Origin of the sequence: Pseudomonas sp. Irchel 3A5 (assembly GCF_900187575.1) — a bacterium.
GTDB lineage: Bacteria > Pseudomonadota > Gammaproteobacteria > Pseudomonadales > Pseudomonadaceae > Aquipseudomonas > Aquipseudomonas folii.
In genome coordinates this window covers 128,313-153,592 of record NZ_FYDU01000007.1, presented here as the reverse complement: position 1 = coordinate 153,592, position 25,280 = coordinate 128,313, and the positions used below count along the sequence as shown (strand labels likewise).

Here is a 25,280-nt window from a genome sequence, read left to right as displayed (position 1 = left end):
TTTGCTTGGCCCGGCTTTTGCCTTATCTTGTATATACAGGATGATATAACTCACAAACTCGACCTCGTGGATAATTCCCGAGCCGGTTCGGCAAAAACTACAACTCAAGCAGGAAAGCGCACCATGCCAGCAGCACTTCTACTCAAGCCAGGTCAATTCAATCTCGATCAGTTGCGCGCCATTTATCAGCAGCAAAGCCCTTTCGAGCTTGATCCATCTGCCCGTGAAGTGGTCGACGCCAGCACCCGCACCGTGAACGAAATCATTGCCAACCAACGCACCGTGTATGGCATCAACACCGGTTTTGGCCTGCTCGCCCGCACGTCCATCCCCACCGAGTCACTGGCCAAACTGCAACGTAACTTGCTGCTTTCCCACTGCACCGGTACCGGTCCATTGCTCGATGACGCCAGCGTGGCGCTGATCATGGCGCTGAAAGTGGGCTCGCTCGCCCGGGGTTTCTCCGGGATTCGCTGGGAAGTCATCCAGGCCCTGAGCGCACTGTACGCCGCCCGGGTTTATCCGTGCATCCCCTCGCAAGGCTCGGTGGGGGCGTCAGGGGATCTGGCACCGCTGGCGCACATGTCCGCCGTGCTGATCGGGGTGGGTCGGGTGCGTCATCAGGGTCGCGAAATGGACGCTGTCGAAGGTCTTGCGCTGGCAGGGCTTGAGCCCATGGTGCTGGGCCCGAAAGAAGGCCTGGCGCTGATCAACGGCACCCAGGTGTCCACTGCTCTGGCGCTGCGGGGCCTGTTTGCCACCGAAAAGCTGTTCACCGCCGCCGTGGTCGCCGGTAGCCTGAGTGTTGAAGCCTTGAAAGGCTCAGACGTACCGTTCGACCCACGTATTCAAGCGGTACGCGGTCAACCGGGCCAAATCGACGTGGCAGTCCTGTATCGCGAGCTGCTGGCCACCAGCGAGATCCGCAAGTCGCACGTGGATTGCGGCCGTGTGCAAGACCCGTATTCCCTGCGCTGCCAGCCACAAGTGATGGGCGCATGCCTGGATCACATGCGTTTCGCCGCAGGTGTGTTTCTGCGCGAAGCCAATGCGGTATCGGATAACCCGTTGGTATTCAGCGCTGATGGCGATGTGTTGTCAGGTGGTAACTTCCATGCGGAACCCGTCGCCATGGCCTCCGATGTGCTGGCGTTGGCGATTTCGGAAATAGGTGCACTGTCGGAGCGTCGCATCGCACAACTGGTAGACCCGGCGCTTTCCGGCCTGCCTGCGTTTCTGGTCAAGGAAGGCGGCCTGAATTCGGGCTTCATGATTGCTCAGGTCACCGCCGCCGCATTGGCATCCGAGAACAAGACCCTGGCCCACCCTGCTTCGGTTGATAGCTTGCCCACCTCAGCCAACCAGGAAGACCACGTCTCCATGGCAACGTTTGCTGCGCGGCGCTTGCTGGATATGGCGGGTAACAGCAGCGCGGTGGTAGCGATTGAACTGCTGGGCGCTGCGCAAGGCGTCGATCTGCACGCCCCCTTGCGCACCTCGGAAAAACTCAGCGAAGTGCTCGCCATGATCCGCAGTGAAGTCGCCCACTACGACGAAGATCGCTATTTCGCCCCGGACATCGCGGCGGCGCGTGCCTGGGTCGAAGAAGGTGCATTTGCGCGCTGGCTGCCATTTGAGCGTCTGTACGGCTGATCGCGCTCGCGCTGCTGAATGAGCGTCATCCGCAAAGATGGCGCTCATTTATAAACGGATCGATTGCCGGTCGTCATATTGATCGAACGACCCGGACACAACGTCCTCAGATTTTTGTAAGCCATCGCAGCTGAACAATAATCAGAGGTGAACAATGAGCGATCAAAATCAGGATCCAGTCGACCGTAACGACCCGGCGATCAAGCCGGATAATGCCCCGGACACACCGACTCAGGAGCAGCAGACTCAGGGGTATGATTCTCAATCTCAGGGTAGGCCGCAGGGTCAGCCTGATACCCAGTTCCAGCAGAATCAGGACTCAGGTGGCAACACCTACACGCCTGATTACGAGCCTGAAGAAAAACCGGAAAAAGTCCCCAATAATCTGCATCCAACACAAGGCAAGGATGCAGATATCGATACCGATGGGGGTTAGACTGGCGGCTTCCGTGTCACGGACAGCATCCACCTGGATATCTCTTGACGTGGGACCGACTTCAGCCGGGAAGTCGGCTTTTCCGCCGATACAAATGCACTATCTGTATAGGCACATCCCCGGCTAAACCCGGTTCCACGTCGAACTTCATATCCAAAGCTCTGTTAACCCGCATAACGCTGCACACCCTACGCCTCTCCCGCCGAAACATCTGCACACACTCCATCAAAAATCTCATGTTGTACGACGTCTGACGTTATGTTCGACTTGCAGCCGTCTCACTAAAAATAACAATGGGGATACTCCTATGACGAGCACCAGCTCAGTCGATAAAAAAGCTACTGCTGCGCGTGAATCGGTCTTCGCCAAAGTCACCAAGCTTCTTGGCCCCGGCATTATCGCGGTGCTGTCATGGTTGGGGGCCGGTGACCTGATCACCTCTTCAGTGGCTGGCGCCAACTACGGCTACGCCATGATGTGGGTGCTGGCGGTCTCGCTGCTCCTCAGATTCCTGATCGTCAACATCATTGCCCGCTTCCAGCTCTGCAATAACAAGGGTATGAGCATCCTCGAAGGCTACGCCCAACTCCATCCAATCTTTGCCTGGTTCATGCTCGGTTACGCCTTGCTTATGGGGCATTTGATCAATGCCTACATGATCAAGGGCGCAGGCGAAGCACTGGCCATGCTGCTGCATATCAACCAACCGTTGCTGTGCTCTTTCGCAGTCGTGATCGTGGTCTGGTTGCTGGTGGGACGCAACATCTACACCATGATTGAAGGTGTCATGAAGGGCCTGCTGGCACTGATGACGCTGGCGTTTCTGGCACTGGCGATCATGTCCAAACCGGATATGGTCGGAATCCTCAAAGGCACCATTGGCTTCAGCATCCCGCCGGATGAAGGCGTACACGGCGCACTGCTGGTGGCGGTTTCGGTGATCGGCGCAGTTGCCGGTTCTATCGCTAACTTTGTACACCCGTATGTGATGCGCGAAAAAGGCTGGATCGGCCCTGAGCACAAGCGCATGCAGCGTAATGACCTGCTGTTTGCGGTATTCGTCGGCATTATCATCAACCTGGCAATCTGGGTTGTGGGTGCGGAAATTCTGCGTCCGAACGGCATTCAGGTGACCAACCTGCAAGACCTGGGCAAAGCCCTGGAAATGTTCTTTGGCTCGGCGGGCTGGTACATCTTCTTCGTGGGTGTGTTCGCAACGCTGTTCGCCAGCATCGCGGGCAAGACCACCGCCTTCCCGATGCTGATCACCGATGCCTTCCAGCACATCCTCCCGAAACGTCGCGAGAAATACGGGAAGGAGTTCCACAAAGACCCGATGCACAAGTGGTTCATGTTGTTCATTCTGGTCACTCCACTGGTGTGGTCACTGCCCGGCATGCCGGACTTCGTGACCCTGACCATTGGCGTGAACGCACTGAACATCATCGGCCTGCCTATCATCTCGCTGGGCCTGCTGATCATGTCCAACCAGAAAAAGCTGCTCGACAAGCAATACCGCAACAACCTGTTCGAGAACATTGCTCTGGTATTCGCGACAGGTCTGGCGTTGTGGGTAGCGTTCCAGTTGGGGACTGATTTGCTGAGCTAAGGGACGACATGGCTCCTCTGAGCTGAACCCATTCCTCTGGGAGTGGCCGGGGTGGCGATCGCGGTTTACCTGACAAACTGCATCGCAGCCTTCGGCAGCTCCTACAGCTGATGCGCCTTTAGCGTTGAAAACATTTTGCAACAAACCATTGCACAGCAGCCGCATAAAACAGCAGGATCACTCTAGCGTCTGCGTCGAGCAGGCATCCCTGCTCGAATAAACGGAGCCCTGCTGGTAATGGATCGAACCTCTTCACCCACCTCCACCCGGCTGACGTCTCGTGAGTTTCGCGGGATGGTTGCCATTCTGTTGTCTATCGCCCTCGCCACACTGGATACCGCGATCGCGAATACCGCGCTGCCCAGTATCGCGGCTGATCTGAATGCGTCGCCTGCCGCCTCGGTATGGGTCATCAACGCCTACCAGCTCGCTGCAGTGGCGACCTTGCTGCCTTTCGCTGCGTTGGGCGGGGTCATCGGCCATCGCAAGGTGTATTTGGGCGGGCTGATGCTTTTCGTGCTGTCTTCAGCGCTCTGTACCTTTGCCTGGTCGCTGCCGTCGTTGACCATCGCCCGCGTCATGCAGGGGCTCGGGGCGAGCGCCATCATGGCCGTCAATGCGGCGCTGATCAGTTCGATTTTTTCTCACGAGCGCCTGGGCCGGGGCCTCGGCATGAATGCGCTGGTGGTGGGTACTTCATTTGCAGCCGGCCCCACCATCGCTTCTTTAGTATTGTCGGTTGCCAGTTGGCCCTGGCTGTTTGCAATCAACCTGCCGCTCGGCATTTTCGCGCTGGTTTTCGCCTGGAATTCATTACCCGCCAGCAAGCCTGGCACCCTGACTTTCGATCGTCTGACCGCTGTGCTCAGCGTGATTACCTTCGGCGCACTGATTTACGCCTTGAGTGAAGCGGCCCAATTGGGCTCTAAAACCGGGGTACTGGTCGCCTTGGCGGCCTTCCTGATCGCCGGTGCACTGATGTTGCGGCGCGAAGCCGGTCACCCGGCCCCCATGTTCCCGCTGGATTTGCTCAAGCGGCCGATGTTCGCCCTCTCCGCCCTCACCGCTTTCTGTTCATTTGCCACCCAGGGTCTGGCGTTTGTCTCGTTGCCCTTCTTTTTCGAAACAGTTCTGGGCCGCGACCCGATCCAGACTGGCTTCCTGATGACTCCATGGTCGGTGGTAGTGGCTATGATTGCGCCCATTGCCGGACGCCTGTCAGACCGCTATGCGCCAGGAATGCTGGGCGGCATCGGGTTGGCGATTTTATGCGCGGGCATGATTTCGCTGACGATGATTCCCGCCGACGCCAGTGCGTGGGAAATCGGCATTCGCATGATCATCTGCGGGCTCGGCTTCGGGTTCTTCCAGGCTCCAAACCAGAAAGCACTGATGACCAGCGCTCCCAAGGAGCGAGCCAGCGGTGCCAGTGGCACCATCGCCACCGCACGTCTGATCGGTCAAGCCACGGGCGCAGCGCTGGTCGCCTTGAGCTTCGGTATCAGTGGTGAACATGGACCGGTTCTGGCCCTTGCCATTGGGGCCGGTTTTGCGGCTGTTGGCAGCATTTCCAGCGCATTGCGCCTGGTATCGGGCAAATCACCTGCTGGCGCAACCTGAACGACATCACATAAATTTAAAAAACTGCCGTTCGTAGGAAACCTTCTTCAGAGTAAGCCGTCCCAGCTATGATGGCACAAGGCCTCTCAATACCGAGACCACTCTGCGGCTGTCCGGAACGTCTATGCAATTATCATTACAAGCCGAAAAACAACGTCTCGCGGCGGTCCGCGCCATTCAGTGGCTGGAAACGGCCGCCGACGAGAACTTTGATCGCATCTGTCGACTGGCTTCAGCCTATTTCAATGTACCCACAGTGTTGGTGTCGCTGGTGGAGAAAGATCGTCAGTGGTTCGCGGGCAGAGTCGGCTTCCCGAAGCCGCAAACTCCTATCCATCAGTCCTTCTGCGCGCACACGATCAAGCAGGAAGGCGTCATGCAGGTGGTTGATGCCTGCGCTGATCCACGCTTCATGGATAATGAGCTGGTGACGGTTGACGGAGGTATTCGTTTCTACGCCGGAGCTCCACTGATCACGCGCGACGGGCATGCAATAGGCAGCCTGTGCCTTATCGACAAATTTCCTCATCAACTCAGCCATGCCGAAACATTGGTCCTGCAGGATCTGGCCGAGATGGTGATTTCACAGATTGAGCAGCGCCAGCAGACCAGCATGTGCAATGCCACAAGTGGCCTGCCCAATCTTCGGCAGTTTCTGACTGATAACGCAGGTCCATGGCTCGATGCGGAAGCCTCTACACGCGTACTGATGGTCGTTGAAGTCCTTGAAAGCCAATGGACTCATGGCTTTGCCCTGGAGCAGGACTCCGGACTTATTGATGCAAAAGCGAAGAACATCACTGCTCGCCTCAGCCAGGTCCTGGGTGAAGAGCTCACGGCTTACCATATCAGCGAGCGTCACTTGTGCCTGTTGATTCCAGCCAAACCCAAGGATCAAAGCGAGCTGATTCGCACCCTCAGCACACTGGTTTGCGAACCCTGTGCCGAAGACTCGATCTCCACCTTACCCGGTCTTCGCATGGGCATTGCCGTATGCGGAAACGGAAAACAATCAATTGGCGACCTGCTGCGCAAGGCCCGCTCCGCAGCGGACTCAGCTGCCCGGGACGGAATTGACTGGGCTGTCTGGGATGAGGACCCAAATTGTGCGTCTCGTCGTTCCGACGCCCTGATCCACGACGTGGCTGGCGCATTGTCCAGCGGCGATATTTCGTTGGTATTCCAGCCACGCTTCAGGCTTGAGGACGGTCGCCAGGTCAGCGCCGAAGCACTGCTTCGGTGGAATCACTCGGTTTTCGGACCGGTATCCCCTGCTGAGTTCATCCCGCTCATTGAACGTTCCGGGCAAATCAGCATTGTGACGCGCTGGGTTATCGAGAATGCCCTCGCTGCCGCGGCGAGCTGGAACGACATCGAGGCCAAGGTCTCGCTCAACCTTTCAGCCCTGGACTTTCAACACATTGATATCGCCAAGGCGTTGAAGGCGGGGTGTGAAAAACACAACATCGGCCCATATCGGGTCGAGGTTGAGATCACCGAAGGTGAATGGATAAGGGCCAGCAACAATGTTCTGGCCCAATTAGCCGAGATTCGCGCCCTTGGAGTAGATGTCGCCATCGACGATTTTGGCACGGGCTACAGCAACTTTGCTTACCTGCATGAAATCCCGGCCAACGTTATCAAGCTGGACAAATCGATCATTACCGATCTTGAAAACAAACCGCGCAATCGCATCATCGCGCAGTCTGTGTTTCAGCTGGCGCACCAGTTGGGTTATCGAACCGTGGCGGAAGGTATTGAAACCTTCAAGTGCATGGATCTGGTCAGGGGCTACGGTTGCCATGAGGCACAAGGCTTCTTTCTGAGCCGACCGCTTTCCGCCGAACAGATCAGACTGTCGACAATGGGTACCCATTTCCTTCTCAGCGCCTGAACTTCACGAAATCATGTACACAGGCGTTACTCGCCGCTTTTGTAGGGCGGATAGTTTTCATCGCCGTTTACACGCTTGTCCTTGTTCAGGTCATGCCCATCTTCAGGAGACTCCGCTGGCCCTACCGGATCGACTTGCGGGTCTGCAAGGTCAGGAGAGTCGGGGTCGAAGCCCAGGTCCTGCTCGGGGTCGCGCTGATTGGTCGTCATACTCACCTCCAGGTAAATGCCCAACAGCGTTGGGCTACTCACGTAAGAAGCAAGGCAGCTCGCAAAGTGCAGCGTAACTGACGAGTGGACCTCATCACTGTTGTGGCATGGCCGAAGAGTGGTGATTCAGGATGAGCCATTCACCATTAATCTTCTGATAGAGGTAGGTATAGCGTGCCTGGACCTGACGTTTGGTGCCGTCAGCCTCGGTGAGGGTAAAGGTGTACACACCGGTGTCCAGCGCCTTGTTTTCATTCAGGCGACGAATCTCACGGAAGTTGACGACCCCAACCGGTTTCAGCAGCAGAAAGTGGTCGAAGTAATCCTTGATCTCCGCAGGGGTGGTACGCACTTTATTGGACACTGTAGGCTGCAGAATCGCATTCTTCGCATAAAGGGCGGTTACCTTGGCGGAGTCACCGGTCTGCAGCGTGCGATTCCAGCGTTCGAACAGTGCAGCGATTTCGCGATCTTTCACATCAGTCGGTTGAGGGGCGATCTCCGTGTAGGAATGCGGCTTGACCGGCGCGGTGTCCACAGCGTGGACCAGGGGCGTTGCCAGCAGAGCAATCAGAGTCACAGCAGATATTTTTACGTTCAGCTTCATTTAAGGTATTCCTGTCGGCTTTTGGTGGAGCTACTGTGCCGCGTCCCGAAGATGCGGAAATCAGCCGATTGGGGCGATCTGTCTATGCCATTTGGCAGATAGCGGTACTGCACCGGAAAAGGTCTAATGGCGCCACTTTCTGCCGAATGGATCCGGCCCCTGTGTTGGAGCAGTACATGCACAAGCCTTCCGAAGATCCGGCCAGCGCGCTGAACCTGCGCAGTCAGTACCGTCAATGGGAGAGTCGTGCAGCGCGCTTGCGATTGCTCGTGGATACCGGCCAGGAACTGACACGCCTTTCGCCGTCATCCATGCGCCAGCGCGCATTACAAAGGGCCTGCGCGTTTCTGGCGCTGGATCAGGGCATTCTCCTCGAATGGAACGGCGAGGCACCTTCAAGGGTGAGCGCCAGCCATGGCAATCCACAGCGTTTCGACACACTGACGACACTTCTCGACAGAACAATCCTGACGCCGGAGTGGCGAGTTCAACCGTGCGCACAAATCCCCTGCGTATTGCATTTACCGCTACTGGGTGCCGACGGCGAGCCCTTCGCTGCCCTTCTGCTGGCCAACAGCGCGAACATTGCGGCGCCTGATACCGAAGATCTGCAGTCTCTTCAGCTGCTGGCCACCCTGCTGGCGGCACACCTGGAGAACAGCCGTTTGCTCGACGCACTCTCGGCTCGCGAGCGGGCCATGTCCGAACTGGTTCATCGTTTATTCAGTGCTCAGGAAGATGAGCGTAAAAGGGTCGCCTACGATCTCCACGACGGTCTTGCACAAACCCTGGCGGGTCTTCACCAGCGCTTGCAAGGTTTTGCCAGCCAGTGCCCTGAGCTCTCGGAACCGCTGAGCCAGGAACTCTCAACGATTCTGCAACTGGCGCAGCACTGTGTCGGCGAGGGTCGACAGCTCATTGGCGGCCTGCGTCCGGTTGTGCTGGATGACTTCGGTCTCCTTCAGGCCATAGACAAGGAAGCCGATCGCTTGCGCGAAGCCGGCCACGCTGTGCAATGGACGGCCAAATATGCCGAGCGATTGCCGGATGTCATTGAAATCACCTTGTTCCGCATCGCACAGGAAGCCATCAACAACGTCCTCAAGCATGCCGGCCCGTGCAGTGTCCGGCTTGCCCTGCAAATGCGCGGTACGGAAGTAGCCGTACTGATTGAAGACCAGGGCCGGGGGTTTGTAGCCCGGCAAGCGTTGAGAAATGACTCGGCAGACGAATTGGGGCTGACTGCCATGCAGGAGCGCACTCACCTCGTTGGCGGGCGGTTTGAATGCGTCAGCCAGCCCGGCAAAGGTACGCGTTTGAGTGCAATTGTCCCGCTGGGCTACAACGAGGTACGGGCATGAGTAGAACATTAAGGCTGGTCATGGCAGACGATCATGAAGTGACCCGCGCAGGGTTCATCTCACTGCTGGCCGGACACCCCGAGTTTGAAGTCGTGGGGCAAGCCAATGATGGTCAGGAAGCCCTCGAGCTTTGTGAACGTCTGCGCCCGGATATCGCCATTCTCGATGTCCGCATGCCGATCCTAAACGGCCTGGGTGCTGCACGTCTGCTGCACCAGCGGATGCCGGAATTGAAAGTGGTGATGTTCACCATGGACGACAGTCCGGACCATCTGGAAGCGGCCATAGCAGCCGGGGCGGCTGGCTATCTGCTCAAGGACGCCAGTCGCGAAGAGGTCATCAGTGCCTTGCGTCGGGTTGCTGCCGGAGAAGACGCTCTGAACAGCGCGATGAGCGCACGCCTGCTGAGACGCATCGCCACCCGCCGCGCCGCGGGTTCAACGCCTCGGGAAAACCTTACCGAACGTGAGCGTCAGGTTCTGGGACTGGTTGCCGGAGGGTTCAGCAATCGCGAGATTGGCGAAAAACTGGGCATCGCCACCGGCACCGTCAAGGCCCATGTCGAGCGCGTAATCAGCAAGCTCGATGCCTCTGACCGAACCCAGGCGGCGGTGCGCGGCATCGCCCTCGGACTGGTCGCCCAGCCTGACGGAAACTGGACATGAGTCGCTGGTCGGATTTGCCGCTGCGGGGCAAGGCGCTGATCGCGATCGCCCTGCCGCTGGTGATCCTGCTGTCATCGCTGGTGCTGATTTACCTCGCTGAACGGCAGACCGCTCGTGCCGAGGAAGACGTTCGCCGGGTGCTCCTGGTACAAGGTGATATCCAGGCTGTTCATACCCTGCTCGCCGAGGCAGCCGCCAGCGAACGCGGGTATCTGCTCACCCACCGCGAAGACTTCCTGCCGGCCTACAACAGCGCGGGACCGTTGATCGATGCAGCCTTGCAGCGTCTGGATGCAAACGTTCGCGACCCCGAAATCCGTGATCGCCTGCAACTCATCATTCCGTTGATCAAAGTCAAGCTGGGGGCCCTTGCGAAGCTGCGTGAGGGCCATGGCGAGGACCCGGCACTTGTTACCGATATTCTCGTGAGCAACAAGCAGGTGCTAGACACCTTGCGAGAGCAGATCAGCGCCATGCGCAATCGCGAAGCCACGCTATTGGCAGAACGTACTGCAGCCGCGGCGGAAACCCGTGAACGACTGGTGTTTGCCACGTTTCTGGCCGCCTGCTGCGGGGTATTCGCGGCTGTCGCAGCCATGCTTTTGCTGTCCAGAGGTATCGTCAGCCGGGTCGAACATGTGAAGCGCAACGCGCAATTGCTGGCTGCGGGTCACCCTCTGATGCCGCAACCTTCGGAAAAGGACGAAATCGGCCAGTTGGGCACACGTCTGGTGGAGGCTGCGCACCTGCTGGCCCAGCGCGAAGGCGCTTTAAGGGATAACGAAGAACGCTTGCGGCTGATCATCGACGCGGTCAAGGATTACGGTATTTTCGCCCTCGATGCCAACGGCCGTGTCACGACATGGAACGTCGGAGCAGAGCGCATAAAGGGCTACAGCGAACAGGAAATCATCGGTCAACCGTTCTCCGTTTTCTATTTGCCGGAACAATGCCCTCAGCGTCCAGAGATGGCCTTGCGAGAAGCCAGGAGCAAAGGCTATTTCATGGAAGAGGCCTGGCGACGCCGCAAAGACGGCAGTCGCTTCTGGGCCAGCGTGGTCATCAGCGCCCAGTACGACGCCAGCGGTACCTTGCGCGGTTTTTCCAAGGTGACCCGGGATATCAGCGACCGTCATGCTGCCGAAATCGCTTTGAGCGCAGCCCGGGAAGAAGCGGAGCGCGCCAGCCGCGCCAAAAGTGAATTCCTGTCACGCATGAGCCATGAGCTGCGTACGCCTTTGAATGCCATTCTCGGCTTTGCGCAACTGCTGGAGATTGATCCGCTGCCGACACAGCGTCAGCAGATCGGACACATCCTCAAGGCGGGCCAGCACCTGCTGACCTTGATCAACGAGGTGCTCGACATTGCCCGTATCGAGTCCGGGCACCTGCCGGTCAATCTGGAGCGCATTGCGCTGGGCACCGTCCTGCACGAAGCGCTGGCGCTGGTTGCCCCTATGGCCAGTGAAGCGCGGATCCGTGTCGCTCCCCTGCCTGTCATTCGCCCCGAAGAAGGCGTAATTGCCGACCGCCAGCGATTGATGCAGGTGCTGCTGAACCTGCTCTCCAACGCCATCAAATACAACCGCACGGAGGGTGAAGTGACCCTTCAGGTTGCCCGCAGTGGCCAGCAGGTCTCTGTCACGGTATCGGACACAGGCCCCGGCATTGCCAAGGATCAGTTGCACAAACTGTTCAGGCCGTTTGAGCGTCTGAACGCCGACCATCAGGTTGAAGGCACAGGTCTTGGACTGGCACTGAGCAAGAATCTTCTGGAAATGATGGACGGCAGCCTTGAGGTACTCAGCGCTACGGATGAAGGTTGCAGCTTCATTTTAAGTTTGCCCCACGCCGTCATCCAGCCGGAGACCGCGGTGGTCGCTTCGCCCCCCAGTGCCGTGATTGATAATCCGGGGCAAACCTCTTCGCCCTATCGTGCCAGTGTGCTGTGTATCGAAGACAACCTGGCCAGCCTGACGCTGATAGAAACCCTCTTGCAGCGGCGCTCGGGCATTCAACTGTTCTCCAGCATGCAGGGGCAGATGGGGCTGGATCTGGCTACCCGGCATGCGCCGGATCTGATTCTTCTGGATATAAATCTTCCCGATATCTCCGGCATCAAAATACTGCGCCGCCTGCGTCGCGCCGTACAAACTGCGAATATCCCGATCCTGATGATGACCGCCGACGCCACGCCGATGACTCACAAGGTGTTACGCGAAGCGGGCGCTACGGCCATTCTGGTCAAGCCCATCAACGTCCGGATGTTCTACGACCAGATTGATCAGTTCCTCACGGAGCCTGTATGACTCAAGACCTACGCATCCTGCTGATTGACGATCAGCGTGCCAATCTCGAACTGATGGAGCAGTTACTCGCCCGTGAAGGACTGCTGAACGTCCTCAGCACTACCCAACCCACGCACACACTGGAGCTGTTCAACAGCTTCGAGCCGGATCTGGTGATCCTCGACCTGCACATGCCTGAATTTGATGGCTTTGCCGTACTCGAACAGCTCGGACGGCGGATCTCACCCCATGAATACTTGCCTATTCTGGTACTGACCGCCGACGCGACCCGCGACACCCGGATACGCGCTCTGGCTTTAGGTGCGAGGGATTTCATCAGCAAACCACTGGATGCATTGGAAACCATGCTCAGGGTCTGGAACCTGCTGGAAACCCGCGTGCTGTACAAGAGCCTGCGGCAGTTGCTGCCTGCGGAACAGATTGAGCTGCTGCAACAGCGACGTGGAGCGAGCCTGCAAGTGCAAAATCCACAGCGGGAGTGATGTTAGCCGCGAGAGTATCTGTATGAGCGCTACTCATGCCTCGTCAGACCCACTGCCCTCGCGGCTGAAGCCGCTCCTACGATCAACGTGAATCCGTAGAGCGCTACCGTGAATCCGTAGGAGCGGCTTTAGCCGCGAGGCATCAGCAGCCACCTTGCCGCGCACTAATCTCGTTACGCAGCAGCCGGGCCAGTGCTTCCACCGAATACGGCTTTTGCAGGAAGGTAAAGCCCTGGGAATTACCCTGAGCCAGAGCCGGGCTGTACCCACTGGTCAAAACAATCGGCAGCTTCGGATACAACTTCTGGACTTCAAGAGCGAGTTCAACACCGTTCATGCCCGGCATCACTACATCGGAAAACACCGCCTGAAAGGTATCAGCCTGATCTGCCAGTACCTTCAAAGCCTCCAGGCCATTCCTGACCCAGTGAATGTCGTAGCCGAGCTCTCTTAACGTCTGACTGGAAAAATCGCCAATTTCGGGATTGTCCTCAACTACCAGCAATCGGGCACCTTCGCCACTGGTCTGCAGCTCCAGGTCCAGAGCCGCATATTCGGCACTTGGCATAGCCATGGATCGAGGTAGATAGAGAGTGAATTTGCTACCTTCGCAGAACTCGCTTTCGACTATCACCTCGCCTCCGGATTGCTTGGCGAAGCCGAATACCTGTGACAGCCCGAGACCCGTGCCTTTACCGACATCCTTGGTCGTGAAGAACGGGTCAAAAATACGATCCAGCAAGTCCGGCGCGATTCCAGAACCGGTGTCGATCAAAGACACCGCCACATAATCGGCAACCACTGCAGCATGGGTCCGGCGGGCAGGTATCTGACCTACCGCCTCGACGCAAATTCTTAACGTGCCCTCGCCGTTCATGGCATCCCGTGCGTTGACCGCCATGTTGATCAGCGCAGTGTCGAACTGCCCGGCATCGGCATTGATGTAGCAAGGCTGCGCAGGAAGCTCGACCAGCACTTTGATCCGCGCTCCGGTCAACGAACTGATCATCTCGCCTATGGTCCGGACGCTCTTGCCTACATCAAAGACTTCCGGGCGCAGTGTCTGCTGACGGGAAAACGCTAACAGTTGCCCGGTCAATTTGCTCGCCCGATCAACCGCATCGGAGATCGCGTCGATGTAGCGCCGACGTCGCTCTTCATCCAGATTACGCTTGAGCAGATCGGTTGATGCTTTGACCACTGTCAGCAGATTGTTGAAGTCGTGAGCCACGCCACCGGTCAATTGCCCGACCGCTTCCATCTTTTGCGACTGGCGTAACGCGGCTTCTGTGCGGCGCAATGTTTCAGCGGCCTCGCGCTCAACCTGGACATCGCGGCCCACGGCATGGATGTAGGACTGATCAGGTACAGCCGTCCAGGATATCCAGCGGTAAGAACCGTCCTTATGCATATAACGGTTTTCAAAACTGGAGAAGCTGATGCCTTGAGAAAGCTTCGCCGCAGCGGCCGCGGTGCTCAGTTCATCGTCCGGGTGCAAAAATTCCAGGAACGATCTGCCTACCAGTTCCTCGGGCGTCCAGCCCAGCAGATGAGTCCAGGCCGGATTGACCGCCGTAATGGCGCCGTCAAATTCGGCGATCAGCATCAGGTCAGTCGACAACCGCCAGATACGGTCGCGATCCTGAGTGCGGGCCTCGACCCGCTCTTCAAGTGTGGCGTTGAGCTTGCGTAAATCTTCTTCGGCAGCACGAGTTGCGGTGATATCGCGGGAAATGCAGAGGATCTTCTCCACCGCCCCTGCGGCATCGAACATCGGCGTGACCTGCACATCCCACCACTTCGGCGCCCCCAGATAGGTGTTGGCAAACCCCTGAAAGCGACCTGACAAACCGGCTTTCGCACTTTCGATGGCAGCCTTGGCGTCGATATGCCCCTGATCTTGCCAGAAGTCAGGCCAAGGGCAGCCACGCACCGCATTGAAATCACTGATTTCCATGACACGCATGCCGCCTTCGCTCATGAACGCCAGCTTGCCATCCAGATCAATGACTTTGATGCAGTCATTGCTACTGGCCAAAACCCGGCTGTTGAATTCTTCGGTATCACGCAGGGAGGATTCGATACGCCGAACTTCAGTCACGTCCTTGAACAGCATCGCGATACGGTTCTGTGCGTGCTCGTCGACCTTGTAGGCGTAGATCTCATACCAGCGCCCGTTCAGGGCAACGGCAGGTGCATTGAACCCCATCGACTTGCCGCTCAACACGACTCGCGCATAGACCTCAAACCAGGGCACCGGTCGCCCTTCGGCAATGTCGCGCAGGCTCTGACCGATCTGCTGTTTAAGCTCGATCATGCCTTCGAAGGCAGCGTTTATCTCAACGAGATGGCAGCCCGCCAACGCATCACCGGCATAGGACACTTCGAGCACACAGAAACCGATATCAATGTTGCTGAACAGTGCGCGGTAACGTTCGTCGCTGGACTTGAGTTGTTGGTCCACGCGCACCGAGTCAGTGGTTTCGACGGTGTGGCACAAGACGCCCAGCACCGACTCTTCAAGCTCGTCGTATATCGGCGAAAATGAAAATGTCCACCAGGTCTGCTCTTCAACCCCATAGCGCGCCATGCTGATCGGCTGATTTTCATAACGACTGGATTCGCCGGCAAAAGCACGCTCCACCACGGGCCGGACCTGCTCCCAGGCGTCAGCCCACAGTGTGGTGACGCTCTGCCCCAGAGCGCCTTCAAGACGTGGGCCGAGAATCGGTCGATAGGCATCGTTGAAAAAGAAATTGAGATCCTCCCCCCAGAGCAGATACAGGCTTTCAGGGGAGTTAAGCATGATGCTCAACGCCGACCGTATAGGCGCAGGCCACTGTTGCATGGGCCCAAGGGGGGTCGCAGCCCAGTCAATCGCTCTGATGGCTGCGCCAGTCTCGCCGCCGGGAAGCGTGCGCGGAGTCGGGCTGGTAACGGGGGTCATTGGCATTTACTGACTGCTAAGGCGTCACAGGACGAAGATGATCGGCCGAATCAGCGCAAGAGGACCGCTGAGTCTGGATGCTGGCAAACAAGTGCACTTAACGCATTTTATGCGGATGCTGGCTTATTGCACACAGATTGACACTTGGGACGCGAAAACGTTCTGCGGGGGCTCAGCTCAGGGTTCCATACAAGCCGTGTTATAGACAGCTGCCGTATACTGACGGGCCGCACCCGCACTTAAGGAATGAATGCCAATGCGCGCACCGTCCTCCGCCATTGTTGTCGAACGCTTTACTGAAGCACACGCCGAAGGCGTAACCGCTTTGTACAACGTCCCCGCAGTCGCCCGGCAAGTCCTGCAGATGCCTTTTCAATCTGCTGACATCTGGCGCAAACGGCTGGACAGCAGCAACGAACGATTGGTCAGCCTCGTGGCGCTGCACAAAGGTGACGTCATTGGGCAAGGTTCTCTGGAGCAGTTTTCCCGTATCCGCCGTGGTCACAGTGGCTCGATTGGCATGGCTGTCGCGCAGGACTGGCAAGGCCAGGGCGTCGGTAAACAGCTTTTGACCGCGTTACTGGATGTAGCCGATAACTGGATGAAACTGCGCAGGGTTGAGTTGACTGTTTATTCAGACAATCAGGCGGCAGTGATTCTCTATGAAAAGCTCGGCTTCGAGACCGAAGGGCTATTGCGTGATTATGCCGTTCGCGATGGTCAGTTCACCGATGCCCTGACCATGGCGCGCATTCGTGCCTGATGCGATTGCGAAAATGGGTATGGGACCGGCTTTAGCCGGGAAGGCTGGAGTCCGATAGAAAGGCTGCGGCAGTACCGGCGCCCTCCCGGCTAAAGCCGGTCCCACGTCAGTTAATCAGCTCGCAAGCCATTTATCGCTTCCTCCGTAACCTGGCAATAACGCCCGCCTCAAGCCCCCTCACGCTGAAACGATTAACCTCTAATTCAATATGTTTCCAGTTTTTACGGAACTAGCCCGACTGACCACCCCCTAAGGCTTCAAGCCATCGGTCTGGCAGGACTTTTACCGTCAACCTGTTACAGCATCGGGATGTTTCCTGCCCGGCCGCCTCATCGTTCAATCAAAGGATTTGCAGTTCATGTCCTCAAACACCACAACCGCCTCCTTAGGTGGCGATAAAGGCGGGCAGCATATTTCGGCCCGCAGGTTAGTATTTATTTCCGTACTCGTTGCAACCATGGGAGCCCTGGCGTTCGGCTATGACACCGGCATCATCGCCGGTGCGCTGCCGTTCATGACGCTGCCTGTCGAGCAGGGTGGACTGGGGCTGAACGCTTTTACCGAGGGACTGATCACGTCCTCGCTGATTGTCGGCGCAGCATTCGGATCGCTGGGCAGTGGTTATCTGTCCGACCGCTACGGACGCCGCGTGACGCTGCGCCTGCTGTCGCTGCTGTTCATCGCCGGAGCCCTTGGGACTGCCATCGCGCCGTCGATTCCGTTCATGGTCGCCGCGCGTTTTGTGCTGGGTATCGCGGTCGGTGGCGGATCAGCCACGGTCCCGGTGTTCATTGCAGAAATTGCCGGCCCGAAAAAACGTGGCCGACTGGTCAGCCGTAACGAACTGATGATCGTCAGCGGGCAATTGCTGGCTTACGTCCTCAGTGCGCTGATGGCGGCGTTGCTGAGCTCATCGCACATCTGGCGCTACATGTTGGCTATCGCCATGCTGCCCGGCTTTCTGCTACTGATCGGTACCTTCTTCGTCCCACCGTCTCCGCACTGGCTCGCCGCCAAAGGTCGCTTTGACGATGCCCAGGATGTGCTGGAAAAGTTGCGCGATACGCCTGAGGAGGCCAAGCGCGAAGTTGAAGAAATGAAGGCGCAGAAGGAAAACGCCCGCAAGCGTCCGCCGGTCTCCGAGCTGCTGCGTCAGGGCTGGATAATCAAGCTGTTGCTTATCGGCATTGGCCTGGGTTTCACCGCTCAGTTCACGGGCGTGAACGCCTTCATGTATTACACCCCGATCATTCTCAAGACTACCGGCATGGGCACCAACGCCGCTTTGACAGCCACCATCGGTAACGGCGTCGTCTCGGTGATCGCCACCCTGCTGGGCATCTGGGCCATCGGCCGTTATGGCCGTCGCCATTTGCTGATGACCGGGTTGGTTACCGTGATCCTGGCCCAGATCGCACTGGGCTGCGTATTGCAATTCATGCCGCAGAACCTGACCCAGAGTTACGCCGCCCTCGCCTGCATCCTGTTGTTCCTGCTGTTCATGCAGATGTGCATTTCACCGGTTTACTGGCTGCTCATGTCCGAGCTGTTTCCTTCCCAGATCCGTGGCTTGCTGACGGGTACAGCGGTGTCCATGCAGTGGCTGTTCAACGCAGCGGTGGCATTCCTCTTCCCGATGGCGCTGGACACACTGGGTAACCCCACGTTCTTCGTCTTTGCGGTAATCAACGTCGGCTCTTTGCTGTTCGTATTCTTCTGCCTGCCGGAAACCAAGGGCAAATCCCTGGAAGAAATCGAGAAGCACATGAAAAAAGAGCTGTAAACGCCTCAGGCCTGCTGCTCTAATCGCAGGAGCTTGCAGGCCTGACAGGCTCGATGGCTCAGTAATACACCCGGCGGACGCTCGAACGCTCAAGCGTCCGCCAATTTTTTTTGCGAGGATTCATGAGTACCTCTGCCGACACCCAACAGACCAGCTGGATCAGTGTAGGCGCACTGGCAGTAGCAGCTTTCATCTTCATCACCACCGAGTTTGCCCCGGTGGGTCTGCTGTATGCCATTGGCAGCAGCTTCGACATGACCGCCGCGCAGGTGGGGCCGATGCTGACGGTCTATGCCTGGACGGTGTCGCTGATGTCCTTGCCCATGATGCTGCTGACTCGCAACGTCGAACGACGGCTGTTGCTTAAAGTGGCGATCGGCACGCTGATCGTCAGCCACATCGTGCTCAGCCTTTCACCCAATTTCACCATGGTGGTGATCAGCCGGATCGGCATTGCCCTGGCGCATGCTGTGTTCTGGTCAGTCACCGCTTCGCTGGCGGTGCGCCTTGCCCCTGGCGGTAATCGATCGCGAGCGTTGAGCCTGCTGGCCATGGGCGCGTCGCTGGCCATGGTGCTGGGGATTCCCATCGGCCGTGTGCTGGGCGAAAGCATGGGCTGGCGCGCGACGTTTATCACCATCGCCGCTGTCGCCGCGCTGATCTGGTTTCTGCTGGCCAAAAAGCTGCCCCTGCTGCCGAGCCAAAACAGCGGCAGCCTGAAAAGCCTTCCTATCCTGTTCAAACGCCCGGCGCTGGTTTCCCTGTATGGCATCACGGCGCTGGTGGTCACCGCCAACTTTACCGCGTACACCTACATCGAAACCTTTGTGCAGTCGGTCGCAGGCTTCAGCGAAGAAACCACCACCTGGATGCTGCTGCTCTTTGGCCTGGCCGGATTGATGGGGTCGATATTCTTCAACACGTTGTACACCCGCTTCGCCAACCACCTGACCACCATGGCCATCGGCTCCTTGTGCATCTGTCTGACGCTGATGCTCTGGGCCTCATGGAGCATTTACACGCTGGTCGTGGTCTTTGCGCTGTGGGGGCTGGCGATGTTGTGCTTCGGAATTCTGATGCAGTCGCAGGTCATCCAGTTGGCCCCCGATGCCACTGATGTCGCGTCCGCCATGCACTCGGCCATTTACAACGTCGGCATCGGTGCCGGTGCGTTGCTGGGCAGTATCGTGGTGCATCACCTGGGGTCGGCGTGGGTTGGCTTCATAGGCGGTTTCCTCGCCTTGTGTGCTCTGATCATCAGCCGGGTGACGAGCAAGCGTTATGGCAGTGCAGAGCCGTTGCCTGGCAATGTAGACATCATCCACTGAAGCGGGTTGTTTTGAACTGGCTACCTTGAATCTGCTTGCCAGAGCCGGGAGGAAGCCAGTTCAGCCGCTGAAATTCGGTCGTCAGGAATGCTCTCTTCCCGGCCAAAGCCGGTCCCAGCAGGTTCGCTTCTTACATCTGCTGGCGGGCAAACACAGTTCCTCCATAGGCAATCGACGCAAAACCGTGACGGCTTCGTCGTCAATGCCTGATCGCCCTGCTCCACGCCTGATCCTTGCTGTGCTGCCAGTCCCGGTCCGCCTCGCTGTCGATGCCCACATGGCGCTGAAAGTCGCTAATGGTGCTGGCCTGACACTGGCGGAAACCGTCGTCCCAGCCCGTGGCGTACTTGCGATCCTCCAGATAGACCGGCACGTTCTTGCGAAACTCGCCGAGTGCTCCAGCGGCTTGTCGACCGCTGCCGCAGCCGTCGTCAAAGCCACTGGCATAGGGTGCGGGATACCCCTGAGCAAGCAGTCGCTCTCGGGTGCTTTCACAGCCTGCCAACACAGCGACAGACAGAAACAACGACAACACCGTAACGGCACGTCCACCCGGGACTCCCATGCGCTTCATGTTCAGCCCTTCCCGCTTACCGCTTCAATGGATTCAGGGTTGAGCGACGTCGGTGCTTGCGGACGATAGAGAATCCAGCGGTAGCAGAGCACACAGATCACCCAGTCAAAGAGTAAAGTCCAGATGTTGTGGGAAAGAAAATGCGCCCCCTGCATCATCCGCCCCACCGACAAAATCACCCCCAAACCGAGTGCAACCCCCAAGGCAATTCGTGCCCTGCGCGGATGACGGTCGCGCAAGGCAAAGAACAAGGCCAGCAACGAAAAACCGGTAGAAGCATGCCCGCCCGGCCAGCAGCGACCGGGCTTGAGGGTATCCGGACGCTGGCTGAGCAGTGGCGTGTAAGTCTCGCTGCCACCGAAATCACTCAAGCTCCACGGGCATTGCACGGCAGTCACCACTTTCAGCGGCGTAACAATGGAAGTGGTCAAGGCAATCGCCAGAACGGTGTACCCCAGCGGTCGGCGCCATTCAGCAAGCCGGGAAGAAAACCAGCTGCTCAGGTACGCAATTGTCAGCACTACGAACAGCAGAATTACTGCCTGCTTAACGCGGTCGTGCAGGATGTCTTCCAGCCAGTAACTTTTACGTCCAATAAAGCCCTCGCCCGGCACATAAAACATCTGGGCGATGGAGAAATCCAGAGCCGTTGGATCGAGCAGCAACATCAGCCCCATCAAAACGATGGGGATACCTAATGCGAGTCGAAAATCAAAAGGTCGCGATGCGCGAAGCGGTAGTGCAATAGCCATGGACAGGTTCCGTTATTGGATTACAGATGCAGTGCTTGTTAAGTGTTGAGGCTCCGGGGGTAGCGACATGGGCTCAATCCGAGGCTCTGTGCCTTGCCGGACCGGCTGCTGCAACGCCGAGCGACCGTAGAAAAATAGCGCCACCAGAAATGTGCTCAGCCAGACAAAGATGCCCGCCCAGAAGGTATGCGACAGGTAATGCCAGCCCTGCAAAACCCGCGTTGTGCCATAGACGAGGCCCAACAGAATCACGCCTGCCAGCAACAGCCTGGAGTGCTGCCAGCGGTAGCGTCGTGCGACGAAATACACGGCGAACAGGCTGAATGCACTGGAGGCATGCCCCCCAGGCCAGCAACGGCCGGCGCCCGCTTCACGCCAGAACGTGAAATTCTCGAACCATTCCTTATGCAACTGTTTGCCGCCATACAGCGTAGTTTCCACCGGGCAATAAATACTGGTGTGGCTTTTAAGGTAATGAATCAACCCGGTACTCAGTGCGAAGGCAACGATGATGAAAAAGAAATCCAGCCGGTGCTGCCGAATAAATTTCAGCGGGCTTGCTACTCGTGAGCGGGCGATAAATTGGCCTGGCCGTGTCTGGCGATAGCGCTCCACACACGGCCAGACGAACGACAGCAATGCACCAATAATGGCCAGCTCACCCGTCCAGTCCGGAATGATCCGGGCCCACTTGTGAGTGATCTTTTCAAACAGATGACTTTGACCGATGGGAAACGCGCCTGCGACCGGGTCGTAGAACAGGTTGCTGAACAGGCGATCGAGATCGGTCAGATCAAACGCCAGGAACGTCAGCAACGCCAACAGCAAGGGCAAGCCCAGATAGACGGAATAGAAGCCGGAACGGGTCTTCATCAATTCACCTGCCCGATCGTTATGTTTTTCCACTGCGCAGCGTCCATTGAACCGATGATGCTTGGCGCATGCTTACCGTCTACCTTGACGAACACCGCCTGGGCGTAATCGCTGGAACGGTCTCCTGCGCGAACGCCCATCTTGCGTTCAAATTGATCGATGCAACCGCTGTGAGTAATCAGCACCAGATTTTGTGCGACTTGCTTGTGGGCCAGAACAGCGTCTTTAAAGCCGCTGTTGCAATCACTGGCCCAGCTCTGGGTCGGCGCAGCTCGCCCTAGAATAAGGTCAGCCGTCTGGCGAGTTCGGGTCAGCGGGCTGGCAATGATCCGGGAGTTTTCAAGGCCCATTTGCTGCAAGCCGACGCCAACTGCACGCGCTGACTGGCTGCCGTTGACAGTGATGCCATCCGCACTCCCCAGGCAGGGGTTGCCGGAGCGATCGCAACGTTCTGCATGTCGGACCATGACCACCACATCTCCCCGGACCCAGCGGTCATACAATTTAGAATTGTTAAAGTTGTTATTAATACTTAGATCGACAACGGGAGTCGCTTTGTAAAACCAGACAATTAATACCACAGCAAAAATAGCCGCCGCCACGGCTATTACTGAACGGCCGCTGAACATAGCCGCGAAAGAGATTTTACCGGGAATAACTGATTCATTGATCAGGGTAGTGCTCACGCCTTCGCTCCTGCAAAAAGACCATGGCAACCGTCAGGCGTCGCCCCCCTGAAGTTGTCGTACTGTGAGCAAAGCCTAAAGTTAACAACGTGGGAGAGCAGTGAAAACGATGTGAAAAATAAGTCGCAAACAGCCCGCAGAAATGTAGCTATTCAGCCGCCGTTCAGTTGATAACAATTAGCATTAATTTCTACAAGTACACCCACCTTTTATTGGCATGTTTTTCACAAAAATTTGATGATTCCCTGCCTAGAGTCTGCGCCATTGGAGACACCATGCTCAATCACCCGAGCGACCTCCCTAATTCAGTGAAGCGGAATCACATGTTTAAAATCAAATACCTTCGCCCCGAGGTTGCGACGGCGCTCGCCAGCGCCTTCCTGTTACTCGGATTCAACAGCACCCTTTGGCAACACCTCGTGAGTATTACCGACCACAACGCGATGCTGCGTCTGGCGTTCGGGATCATGCTGTTCGGCGTTTTTAACATCACGCTGACGCTGCTGGCATTTCGCAAAACATTTAAACCGGTACTGATCGCCTTATTCATGATCAGTGCGGGCGTCGCCTACTTTATGGGACGTTATGGGGTACTGATTGATGCCGGCATGTTAAGAAACTTTGCCGAAACCAACGCGACTGAAGTAAGAGATCTACTATCACCTGCACTTTTTCTCTACATCTTACTGCTGGGTATAGTGCCATCGTTGCTGTTATGGAAAACGCCAATCAGTTATCGCCCACTGCACCGCGAACTCATCAGCAAGACACTCGTCACTCTCGGTTGCGCCGCCGTCATTGGCAGCGTCGCATTGCTTAACTATCAGGGATTATCGTCGCTGTTCCGCAATCACCACGAGTTGCGTCTGATGGTCGTACCCAGCAACTACATTGGTGCCTCACTTGGCTACCTGCGTGAACAAGTGGTTACGGCGCAAAAACCTTTTCTGAAAATCGGCGAAGATGCCAACCGAGACAGTGCCTGGGTGCAACGCCCACGTAAATCTCTCACCGTACTGGTCGTAGGCGAAAGTGCCCGCGCCGAGAACTTCGGCATCCTCGGCTATAACCGGGATACGACTCCGCAGTTGCGAGCAGAACAAGGCGTGATCGCCTTCACGGACGTCCATTCCTGCGGGACTGAAACGGCAGTGTCGGTACCGTGCATGTTTTCCAATATGGGACGCAAGAACTACGACGCACCCACGGCCAAAACCGAGGAAGGTCTACTGGACGTTCTCAAGCGTGCCGGAATAGACGTGATCTGGCGTGACAACCAGTCCGGCTGCAAAGGCACATGCGACCGGGTTACGCTGCAGGATGTCAGCAAACTGAAAGACCCTGAGCTGTGCGCCAACAGTGAGTGCCGGGATGAAATCCTGTTGCAGGGGCTGCAGAATTTCATTGAGCACCTGGACAAAGACACGGTGCTGGTACTGCATCAAATGGGTAGCCACGGCCCGGAATACTTCAAACGTTATCCAAAGGAGTTTGAGAAATTCACCCCCGTCTGTGAAAGCAATGCGCTGGATAAGTGCAGTCGGGAAAGTATCGTGAACGGTTATGACAATACGCTGCTTTATACCGACCATGTACTGGCGAGCCTGATAGATATCCTGCGCCGTAACCAGGCCAACGTAGACACCGCGATGATCTACCTTTCCGACCATGGCGAATCGCTGGGCGAGTACAACCTGTTCCTCCACGGCACGCCCTACATGCTCGCTCCTGACCAGCAAAAGCATGTGCCGATGATGGTCTGGTTTTCCGATAGCTATCAGCGGTCATTTGCCCTTGATACGGCGTGCCTGCAACAGACCCGTAACGCGTCCTTGAGCCAGGACAACCTGTTCCATTCGATGCTGGGTTTACTGAAGGTGCATACTCACGTTTACGACCCGTCGCTGGATATGTTTGCCGGCTGCAGAAACGGTACTGCCGACGGCGTATTGGCCAACAAATAACAAACGTCATGTCCGGGACAGAAACACCCCTGTCCCGGTAGACCAGAAAATAATGTGAGCCTGATGCGCATACTTGTTATCGAAGACCATAAAGATATTCTCGCCAACGTTTCGGAGTACTTCACGCTCAAGGGCTGTGAAGTCGTCGGCGCGCTGGATGGGCTGACGGGGCTGCATCTGGCGACGACGGGCAATTTCGATGCGATCATCCTCGACCTGATGTTGCCCGGCATGGACGGCAATCTGCTCTGCCGAAAACTGCGCGAAGACGCCCGACAGCAGGTTCCGGTGCTGATGCTGACTGCCCGCGATCAACTGGAAGATCGTTTGACCGGCTTCAACGTCGGTGCCGATGACTACATCGTCAAACCTTTCGCGCTCTCAGAGTTGTATGCCCGGGTTGAGGCCGTGACGTGGCGCTCAACCGGCATGAAGAAGAACGTACTCAAGATCCATGACCTGACCTACGACCTGGATTCGCTGGAAGTCAGGCGCGGCGGAACACTGCTCAAACTCAACCCCACCAACATGGTGCTTCTTGAATTGTTGATGCGTAAAAGCCCAATGGTGGTCAAGCGCAAAGAGTTCGAGCAAGCCGTCTGGGGCAGCAATACACCTGACTCCGACAGCCTGCGCACCAGCCTGTACATGCTGCGCAAAACCATCGACAAGCCGTTCGATATCACGTTGCTGCACACCGTTCATGGCATGGGTTACAAGATGCAAGGACCACGTTAAGGAACCTGCTTCTTGTGCTTATCCTCC

At 57.2% G+C, this 25,280-nt stretch carries 21 protein-coding genes; 14 read left to right on the top strand and 7 right to left on the bottom strand.

Features of this window, described 5'->3' with window-relative positions:
- Positions 1–123: 123 nt before the first annotated feature.
- The 5 genes from hutH to CKW31_RS13350 all read left to right on the top strand — a co-directional run bounded on the left by hutH (position 124) and on the right by CKW31_RS13350 (position 7,212).
- Positions 124–1,653: a histidine ammonia-lyase gene (hutH, locus tag CKW31_RS13370; RefSeq protein ID WP_095095537.1), complete on the top strand. Its 1,530-nt coding sequence runs from the start codon at positions 124–126 to the stop codon at positions 1,651–1,653.
- Positions 1,654–1,807: 154 nt separating this feature from the next.
- Positions 1,808–2,089: a hypothetical protein gene (locus CKW31_RS13365; protein WP_095095534.1), complete on the top strand. Its 282-nt coding sequence runs from the start codon at positions 1,808–1,810 to the stop codon at positions 2,087–2,089.
- A 307-nt stretch (positions 2,090–2,396) separates the two neighbouring features.
- Complete coding sequence (locus tag CKW31_RS13360) at positions 2,397–3,698, top strand: Nramp family divalent metal transporter (RefSeq protein ID WP_095095531.1); 1,302 nt, start codon at positions 2,397–2,399, stop codon at positions 3,696–3,698.
- A 294-nt stretch (positions 3,699–3,992) separates the two neighbouring features.
- Positions 3,993–5,318, top strand: coding sequence for an MFS transporter (locus CKW31_RS13355; protein ID WP_095095528.1), 1,326 nt, complete (start codon positions 3,993–3,995; stop codon positions 5,316–5,318).
- Positions 5,319–5,442: 124 nt separating this feature from the next.
- Complete coding sequence (locus CKW31_RS13350; RefSeq protein ID WP_095095524.1) at positions 5,443–7,212, top strand: EAL domain-containing protein; 1,770 nt, start codon at positions 5,443–5,445, stop codon at positions 7,210–7,212.
- A gap of 26 nt (positions 7,213–7,238) precedes the next feature.
- Here CKW31_RS13350 and CKW31_RS13345 read toward each other — a convergent pair whose 3' ends face one another.
- Together CKW31_RS13345 and CKW31_RS13340 are read right to left on the bottom strand one after the other, a co-directional pair.
- Positions 7,239–7,421, bottom strand: coding sequence for a DUF6021 family protein (locus CKW31_RS13345; RefSeq protein WP_095095522.1), 183 nt, complete (start codon positions 7,419–7,421; stop codon positions 7,239–7,241).
- 94 nt (positions 7,422–7,515) lie between these two features.
- A complete protein-coding gene (locus CKW31_RS13340; protein ID WP_246475355.1) occupies positions 7,516–8,022 on the bottom strand; it encodes an SgcJ/EcaC family oxidoreductase in 507 nt (168 codons plus the stop codon).
- A 182-nt stretch (positions 8,023–8,204) separates the two neighbouring features.
- Between CKW31_RS13340 and CKW31_RS13335 the strand changes: the two genes are divergently transcribed.
- The 4 genes from CKW31_RS13335 to CKW31_RS13320 are packed head-to-tail and all read left to right on the top strand — an operon-like array spanning position 8,205 to position 12,845.
- Positions 8,205–9,389 (top strand): sensor histidine kinase, encoded by a 1,185-nt coding sequence (locus CKW31_RS13335; RefSeq protein WP_095096061.1) that lies wholly within the window; start codon positions 8,205–8,207, stop codon positions 9,387–9,389.
- Entirely contained in the window at positions 9,386–10,054 is a 669-nt protein-coding gene (locus CKW31_RS13330) for a response regulator transcription factor (RefSeq protein ID WP_095095516.1), read from the top strand. Before CKW31_RS13335 ends, CKW31_RS13330 begins: the two co-directional genes overlap by 4 nt.
- On the top strand, positions 10,051–12,363 hold the full coding sequence (locus tag CKW31_RS13325; RefSeq protein WP_095095513.1) for an ATP-binding protein: 2,313 nt from the start codon (positions 10,051–10,053) through the stop codon (positions 12,361–12,363). Before CKW31_RS13330 ends, CKW31_RS13325 begins: the two co-directional genes overlap by 4 nt.
- Complete coding sequence (locus CKW31_RS13320; RefSeq protein ID WP_095095510.1) at positions 12,360–12,845, top strand: response regulator; 486 nt, start codon at positions 12,360–12,362, stop codon at positions 12,843–12,845. The genes CKW31_RS13325 and CKW31_RS13320 overlap by 4 nt, the downstream gene beginning before the upstream one ends.
- A 142-nt stretch (positions 12,846–12,987) precedes the next feature.
- Here the strand turns inward: CKW31_RS13320 and CKW31_RS13315 are convergent, their stop codons facing one another.
- Entirely contained in the window at positions 12,988–15,798 is a 2,811-nt protein-coding gene (locus CKW31_RS13315) for a PAS domain-containing protein (protein WP_141230153.1), read from the bottom strand.
- Between the two features lie 250 nt (positions 15,799–16,048).
- Between CKW31_RS13315 and CKW31_RS13310 the strand changes: the two genes are divergently transcribed.
- From CKW31_RS13310 to CKW31_RS13300, 3 genes are all read left to right on the top strand, one after another.
- Entirely contained in the window at positions 16,049–16,555 is a 507-nt protein-coding gene (locus tag CKW31_RS13310; RefSeq protein ID WP_371856737.1) for a GNAT family N-acetyltransferase, read from the top strand.
- A 358-nt stretch (positions 16,556–16,913) separates the two neighbouring features.
- Complete coding sequence (locus CKW31_RS13305) at positions 16,914–18,338, top strand: sugar porter family MFS transporter (RefSeq protein ID WP_095095504.1); 1,425 nt, start codon at positions 16,914–16,916, stop codon at positions 18,336–18,338.
- A 122-nt stretch (positions 18,339–18,460) separates the two neighbouring features.
- Positions 18,461–19,666, top strand: a complete 1,206-nt coding sequence (locus tag CKW31_RS13300; RefSeq protein WP_095095500.1) for a sugar transporter — start codon at positions 18,461–18,463, stop codon at positions 19,664–19,666.
- Between the two features lie 199 nt (positions 19,667–19,865).
- Here the strand turns inward: CKW31_RS13300 and CKW31_RS13295 are convergent, their stop codons facing one another.
- Genes CKW31_RS13295 through CKW31_RS13280 form a run of 4 tightly spaced genes read right to left on the bottom strand, consistent with a single transcriptional unit; the run spans position 19,866 to position 22,551 of the window.
- Entirely contained in the window at positions 19,866–20,231 is a 366-nt protein-coding gene (locus CKW31_RS13295; RefSeq protein WP_095096055.1) for a hypothetical protein, read from the bottom strand.
- Between the two features lie 11 nt (positions 20,232–20,242).
- Positions 20,243–20,992 carry a phosphatase PAP2 family protein gene (locus CKW31_RS13290; RefSeq protein ID WP_095095497.1) on the bottom strand — a complete coding sequence of 250 codons (750 nt, stop codon included), beginning with the start codon at positions 20,990–20,992 and terminating at the stop codon, positions 20,243–20,245.
- A gap of 12 nt (positions 20,993–21,004) precedes the next feature.
- Entirely contained in the window at positions 21,005–21,865 is an 861-nt protein-coding gene (locus CKW31_RS13285) for a phosphatase PAP2 family protein (RefSeq protein WP_095095494.1), read from the bottom strand.
- Positions 21,865–22,551 (bottom strand): histidine phosphatase family protein, encoded by a 687-nt coding sequence (locus CKW31_RS13280; protein WP_176469879.1) that lies wholly within the window; start codon positions 22,549–22,551, stop codon positions 21,865–21,867. Before CKW31_RS13280 ends, CKW31_RS13285 begins: the two co-directional genes overlap by 1 nt.
- Before the next feature lie 323 nt (positions 22,552–22,874).
- Between CKW31_RS13280 and CKW31_RS13275 the strand changes: the two genes are divergently transcribed.
- Complete coding sequence (locus CKW31_RS13275) at positions 22,875–24,515, top strand: phosphoethanolamine transferase (protein WP_095095491.1); 1,641 nt, start codon at positions 22,875–22,877, stop codon at positions 24,513–24,515.
- A 63-nt stretch (positions 24,516–24,578) separates the two neighbouring features.
- The gene (locus tag CKW31_RS13270; RefSeq protein ID WP_095095489.1) at positions 24,579–25,253 is read left to right on the top strand and encodes a response regulator transcription factor; all 675 of its coding nucleotides are present in this window, start codon (positions 24,579–24,581) and stop codon (positions 25,251–25,253) included.
- Positions 25,254–25,280: the final 27 nt, after the last annotated feature.